At 31.5% G+C, this 6,464-nt stretch carries 5 protein-coding genes and 1 pseudogene; 1 reads left to right on the forward strand and 5 read right to left on the reverse strand.

The window, feature by feature from the left end:
* Nucleotides 1–60: 60 nt before the first annotated feature.
* Complete coding sequence (locus AC2G3J_RS14485; RefSeq protein ID WP_483770186.1) at nucleotides 61–1,110, reverse strand: alpha/beta hydrolase; 1,050 nt, start codon at nucleotides 1,108–1,110, stop codon at nucleotides 61–63.
* Nucleotides 1,111–1,131: 21 nt separating this feature from the next.
* Complete coding sequence (locus AC2G3J_RS14490; protein ID WP_483770187.1) at nucleotides 1,132–1,983, reverse strand: aldo/keto reductase; 852 nt, start codon at nucleotides 1,981–1,983, stop codon at nucleotides 1,132–1,134.
* Between the two features lie 155 nt (nucleotides 1,984–2,138).
* Here AC2G3J_RS14490 and AC2G3J_RS14495 point away from each other — a divergent pair, with 155 nt between their 5' ends.
* Entirely contained in the window at nucleotides 2,139–3,041 is a 903-nt protein-coding gene (locus AC2G3J_RS14495; RefSeq protein ID WP_483770188.1) for a LysR family transcriptional regulator, read from the forward strand.
* A 288-nt stretch (nucleotides 3,042–3,329) separates the two neighbouring features.
* Here AC2G3J_RS14495 and AC2G3J_RS14500 read toward each other — a convergent pair.
* The 3 genes and pseudogenes from AC2G3J_RS14500 to AC2G3J_RS14510 form a co-directional block, all read right to left on the reverse strand.
* Nucleotides 3,330–3,547 (reverse strand): annotated as a pseudogene (locus AC2G3J_RS14500) (transposase); the annotation flags it as partial.
* Between the two features lie 478 nt (nucleotides 3,548–4,025).
* Nucleotides 4,026–4,295: a hypothetical protein gene (locus tag AC2G3J_RS14505; RefSeq protein ID WP_483770189.1), complete on the reverse strand. Its 270-nt coding sequence runs from the start codon at nucleotides 4,293–4,295 to the stop codon at nucleotides 4,026–4,028.
* Nucleotides 4,296–4,327: 32 nt separating this feature from the next.
* Complete coding sequence (locus tag AC2G3J_RS14510; RefSeq protein ID WP_483771084.1) at nucleotides 4,328–4,927, reverse strand: recombinase family protein; 600 nt, start codon at nucleotides 4,925–4,927, stop codon at nucleotides 4,328–4,330.
* Nucleotides 4,928–6,464 lie beyond the last annotated feature (1,537 nt).

The following is a 6,464-nucleotide window of genomic DNA, read 5'->3' on the forward strand; positions in this document are numbered from 1 at the left end:
ATAGGTCAATGATTCAAGAAAATTCACTCAATGATTGCTTATCATTCAGTCCAGTACTCTTTATTTCAGGTGCTTGCCATAAAATGCAGTCAGTTGCTCCATCGCCTGTTTGACATATACAGGCTTCCAATAGGTTTCAATATGGGTGGCATCTGGGATTATGAATAAGGTTTTGTCTTTTGTACCTGTGGCTTTAGCAAAGGCATCTTCAGTCATGTAAAGACTGTCTGCTTTACTGCCTGCAATCATGAGTAAGGGCTGATTGATCAATTCAATTTGATCTGTTGCATCCCAGCGCATCAGGTCAAGCAAGCTGCTCATGGTATATTTAAAGGTTGAATTTGGATGGGCATGGGTACGCCAATAGTATTCATACCCCTGTCTGTACATCTCAAATGGCAATGCAGCAATTTGCTCATCGGTCATATCTGCATCACCTGCATAAAGAACTTTGCCACCTGCAACTTCTTGTGCGCGGGCATCCGTGGCTTGTTTCAAACGCTGCTGAATGGTATCCAGTTGTGAATCCGCAAAACCATTACGACGTACTCGTCCAGAATTGAACATACTTAGCGTAGCTACCACTTTAAAACGTTTATCCGTTTCTGCTGCAGCCAATGAATAGCCACCACCACCACAGATTCCGAGTAAACCTAAACGGTTGTTGTCCACCCCAGCATATTGGGTAATAAAATCAGCCATACCATGTACATCTTCAATACGGTTGACAGGTTTATCAACACTGCGGGGCTGCCCACCACTGCCACCTTGATAGGCTGCATCGGCAGTAATTGTGATATATCCCTGTTCAGCCAGACGCTGGGCATATAAGCCTACGACCTGTTCCTTGACACCGCCATTTGGATGCGCCACTACAACCGCAGGATACTTTTTACTTGAATCATAATTGGCAGGCGTATAAATATTGGCAACAATATCCAGTCCATTAAGTTTATAGCTAACATGATGAATATTAACCTGACCTTTGACATTTTCAGTAATTGCACCGTTGTACACTAATCCAAAAGGATTCGATTTTTTATCTGCGGCAAAACCCGCACTTGAAGTCGTAATGGCTGCCGACATTAAAACAGTTTGTAAAATTTTCATGTTCGCACCTGAATTTTAAGTTTAGACATCCATTTTTCGACTAGCCAGCCATTCAATCATGGCGGGGTCACGATGAGAGAAAAAGGAACTGGTGGCGGTATCCATTGCCGTGATTTGGGTCATATCCTCAATTGACAGCTCAAAATCAAAAATATCAATATTTTCCTGCAAACGTTGTTGACGTACCGATTTAGCTAAGGACACAACATTTCGTTGTAGTAACCAGCGTAGTACCACTTGCCCAACGGATTTACCATATTTCTTGCCAATCTCAACCAATACAGGTTGGTTGAATAAATTATTGCGCCCTTCTGCAAACGGTGCCCAAGCTTCTGGTTGAATATCTCGTGACTGCATCCACGGCACGGCATGGAGTAGCTGGTTAAATGGATTCACTTCAACCTGATTCACCGAGGGTTTGACCTGATTAAATGCCATCAGATCAGCTAAACGATCAGGGTGAAAATTACTCACGCCAATAGCACGAATTTTACCTGCGGCATACAGTTCTTCCATTGCTCGCCATGCCCCATGTACATCACCAATCGGTTGGTGAATCAGATACAGATCAAGATAATCCAATTGTAAACGGTTCAGTGAACGCTCAAACTGCGCTTTCGCCCCCTCATAACTGGCATCTTGTAACCATAATTTTGTGGTCACAAACAATTCTTCACGTGCAATCTGGCTTTGGCGAAATACATTACCGACCTGAGTTTCATTCTGGTAAGAGGCTGCGGTATCAATCAATCGGTAGCCTGCATCAATTGCATGTAAGACTGCCTGTTCACATTCCACGGGGTCGTTCATTTGGAAGACACCAAAACCAGCGAGGGGCATTTCAATATCATTGTTTAATCGAATTGTTTTCATTGCTATCTCTCACCACGTTCATGCAGGACATCGGTTAAAAAATAACTATACCCTGACAATAAACGATTTATTAGTCAGGCAATTTCGATTACATTTATATTGATTTTTGATTAATTACATTCAATTAACAAAATAATCGTATTTTGAGGTAAATCATGTCTGAGAACTTAGATGACTTAAAAGCATTTATCGTAGTCGCCCAAACTGGCAGTTTTACCAAGGCCGCAGGACAGTTGGGAGTTTCACAATCAGCCCTGAGTTATACCCTCAAAATGCTGGAACAACGTCTTGGCGTTAAATTACTCAATCGAACGACTCGAAGTGTTTCTACCACACAAGAGGGAGAACAGCTTCTGAATGATATTGCCCCACTCATTACTGGTATTGAACAAAAACTCTATAACCTCAACGAATTTAGAGATTCTCCTCGTGGGCGATTGAGAATCAATGGAACTGAAATCAGCCTTAACTTTTTATTGTGGGATAAATTATCCAAATTTTCTCATGATCATCCCAATATTCAGCTTGAATTAACCATGGATTATGCCTTTGCAGATATTGTTAAAGACCGCTATGACATTGGTATTCGATTAGGAGAAAATGTCCATAAAGACATGATTTCGGTTAAGATCAGTGATGAATTAGAAATGATGACTGTCGCCTCTCCTCATTATTTAGAGACTTATGGGACACCACAAAAACCTGATGAGCTACATCAGCATCGATGTATTGGACTACGCTTACCTAGCCATGAACGCATTCAATCATGGGAATTTAAAAACTCAAAACTAAATCAAGAAGTTCAAACCATATCTCCAGAATCCTCCATGGTCGTCAGCCATGCGAGATTACAACTAAAGGCCGGACTAGATGGTCTTGGAGTAGTATGGCTACCCAAGATGATGGTTGAAACAGAAATACAAAAAGGAAATTTTGTCAGAGTATTAGAAGATTGGGATATGAGCTATTCTGGATACTACATGTATTATCCAAGCCGTCGTGAATCTTCACCATTATTTAGGCAATTGGTTGATGCTTTACGCTTATCTAACTCCTAAATTTCAACAAAAAATAATGAGGTTCGTCATCTCCCCCAAAATTATTTCAAAGCTTGAACTAATGGCATTAAACCTTGGTAATCTTTCGGTGGAGTTGACGTCAGTTGAAGTAAATCCATAACTTTTTGTTTTATTCTTTTAAGAGTTACAATTCACCATATTTTAACTCATAACTTTTTTGGATAATTTTTGATAGGGTTTAAAATTCTGATCCAATAAAATCAAAGGGAACCCATGCAGCTCTTGAATTGATAATGCATCTTGAAGAATATCTGCTTTAAGACTTTAGTCAGCATACATACATTCTATACGAGCATTTTCCGCTTTAACTCTTCAAGTCGTGTCATCATGGCAATATCCAACAGCAATATTTCGCATTCCATTTATTTAATATAGCGGAACTCATTCCATGTTCATGACACAGATTAGGAGAAGAAGCCCAGATTCAGTCTACTTAAAATACTCAAGATTAAACTTTCTGAATATTTAGATGTTTTAAAAAAAATAGCGTTTAAAAGATTATTCAATTTTGTATTTTTAAGTTCAATAATTTTGAAGAAGATTGCCAAATTTCATCACCAAACTTAAGCCTTGTAAAACTTTTATTAATTTAAGCTGATTCAAAATTTTATAACACACTTACAAAATAATTTAATTCTGACAAGTATTATTTAGAATTTAAATTTCATTAAATTAATAAAACTTCCAACATCTATACATCAAAAACAAGAATCAAAGGTGGAAATGGTATTTTAAAATTAACAAACTCTTCACAAAACACAATTTTACAATTTTACAATTTTACAATTTTACAATTTTACAATTTTACAATTTTACAATTTTACAATTTTACAATTTTACAATTTTACAATTTTACAATTTTACAATTTTACAATTTTACAATTTTACAATTTTACAATTTTACAATAAATATTCTACTTTTATAAAAAAGCAGAATATAATTACTCAAATTAAAATTTACAACTAAATTTCACAAGAACATACTCCAAACATATTATAGATAAACGCTACAGGAGCATTTGATGGATATACTTTGCATTTATCAACTCTAGAAAACCCAAGACAACTTACAACATAAACATAATCAAATTCTAAAAATAATACACACCCAGCCATATACCTTAAAAAAGGACCTTCTTTACATATCAAAAAATCAACACTATCACCTATATTAACATCTTCAAACTTAAATAAAATATATTTATTACAAAAATCACACTTCCATCTTTTCATAAAATAAATTCCACATATAATTTAAAATAAAATTAATTATTCTTTATATTAATAAGCTTCTCACTTTCCTTATTTAATAATCTTTGTATTACTGTCCTTGTAACAGAATATTCTTTTGCAAGAGAATAAACACTAAAACCTTTTTTAAACTTATCAATAACTTCTCTTTTTTGTTCTAAACTTAAAATTTCTGGCCGCCCTACTCTTTTTACAGCACTACTTCTGATTGAATTTTTTCTATTTTTCTTAAAATTCATTTCAAAATTTGCCCCCAATTTAATAAAATGGAAAAAAATTTTTTTAACATCACCTTTAATCTCATTTCGAGAATAATCCAAACAAATCAATACAATTTTTTTGGAATCAATCAAATTAATAAAATCGTAAATCTCTATAAAATTAGCACCTAAACTATCCAATCCTTTTATAATGAGTATATTATCTTCTTCTAAACTATAATTAATTAAATTAACTATTTTATCTCTATAATAGATTGGCGTATCGACAGCAACTTCCTCACAAATTAACCGATTTTTTTGAATATGATAACCAAATTTATTAAAAAAAGTATAATTCTCATTTAAATCATCAGCATACCCTGGATCAATTCTCAAATAACCATATATTCTCATATAGACACCCCTGTCAAAAAAAGTTAACTGATTCACATTTTACATACTTTTCAATTTGATTAAATATGTATAAAAATAATTAATATTAATCATAAAATAGAACATATTATTAAACATATATTTTTCTTAAATACAATAGATAGAGTTTTTTTTTACCTTTCAAAAACACATAGTTGATCGTTAACAAATCTTAATATTTTATATTGTTATTAAAATAATAATTATCAATATAGAAGTTAATTTTAATATTTGGTAAAAACCAACAAATTAAAAAAAATAAAATAAAAAAACTTTATTATTAAGCTTTATTTAAAACAATTATAAAAAAAAATAAAATTATCACTTTTAAAAATATTTTTAGATTAGTAAATCTTTTATATTAAATCTATAAGTAAAATTTTAAATAATTTAAATATAAAATTTTAATTAATTAGAATAAAAACCCTTATTTTAAAGTAAATATTAATTTATTTTACCGTATAAGAATTTACACTTATTCCTCATATCTTGTTATTTAAAATATAATTATTTAAAAAATTTAAATCCATATAAAATATAATTTTTAAATCACATACCAAATAAGTAAAAATACATATTAAATTAACAATATACATTTAAAACCCTAATTTTCTTAAAAATTATAATAAAAAAGCTCAATTCAAATTCTTTACCATAAATACTCATTTTGCAACTTATTGAGATCATGCCGTCTTAACATCTTAGATCTCAAACCCTTCGATGATTTTTCATGATTACCCCCTTAAATCACGATAAATTTTAATAAATATTCACCTTGAAAACATCATTACACATTCATATTATTATTTTAAACTATGTTAATTTTCTATATATGTTTTACTATGAACCTCTAAAATTAAATAAAATTACTTTATAAAAATTATTAATTAAATATAATTATATAAGAACTATAGTCATAAAAATAGCACCCTGATTTAAAAAAACTAAAACATTATCAAAATAATTATATTTCATCAAAAATTTCACCCCTATGATTCAAACATCTTTTTTAATTTTTTTATTTTTAACCATAGATTATTCCATTTCATTCATTGCATTTTCTTCAGTAGAATAACCACTATTGATAAAATATATTGCATCAATCTAACTAATAAATAATTCTACGACATTTAAATGGCATTTATAGCAGTAGCATGACTAACTAACTCTGGCTTAATTTAGGTGATATATGAAACCGATTTTTAATAGACAACCATTAGACAAAACTTGAGCAACTTTATAACTATTAAAATTTAAAGATGGCCAAACTCTTTGACCGCTATTTGATAAGATTTTTTCTGCTTCTTGTTGCGAAGTTCCACTAATTAATACATTAAAAGCAGGTATTGCATTGCTTATGGAATAAATTGACGTACAAACTTTCAGATAATTTTCATTTAGATATGCTGAAAATAGGCTAATTTCAAATTGTCAAAAAGACGTTAAAATTTATCTAATTTTCTACCAGCGTCTCCTAATTTAAATACCCACTATTCATATCTTTGGATTCTCCATAAGT

This window comes from Acinetobacter legionensis (genome assembly GCF_057165765.1).

Excerpts from the sequence above, each read along its gene's own strand:
- AC2G3J_RS14505 (WP_483770189.1), bottom strand. The coding sequence starts at position 4,295 with ATGAAAAGATGGAAGTGTGATTTTTGTAATAAATATATTTTATTTAAG.
- AC2G3J_RS14495 (WP_483770188.1), top strand. The coding sequence starts at position 2,139 with ATGTCTGAGAACTTAGATGACTTAAAAGCATTTATCGTAGTCGCCCAA.
- AC2G3J_RS14485 (WP_483770186.1), bottom strand. The coding sequence starts at position 1,110 with ATGAAAATTTTACAAACTGTTTTAATGTCGGCAGCCATTACGACTTCA.
- AC2G3J_RS14490 (WP_483770187.1), bottom strand. The coding sequence starts at position 1,983 with ATGAAAACAATTCGATTAAACAATGATATTGAAATGCCCCTCGCTGGT.
- AC2G3J_RS14510 (WP_483771084.1), bottom strand. The coding sequence starts at position 4,927 with ATGAGAATATATGGTTATTTGAGAATTGATCCAGGGTATGCTGATGAT.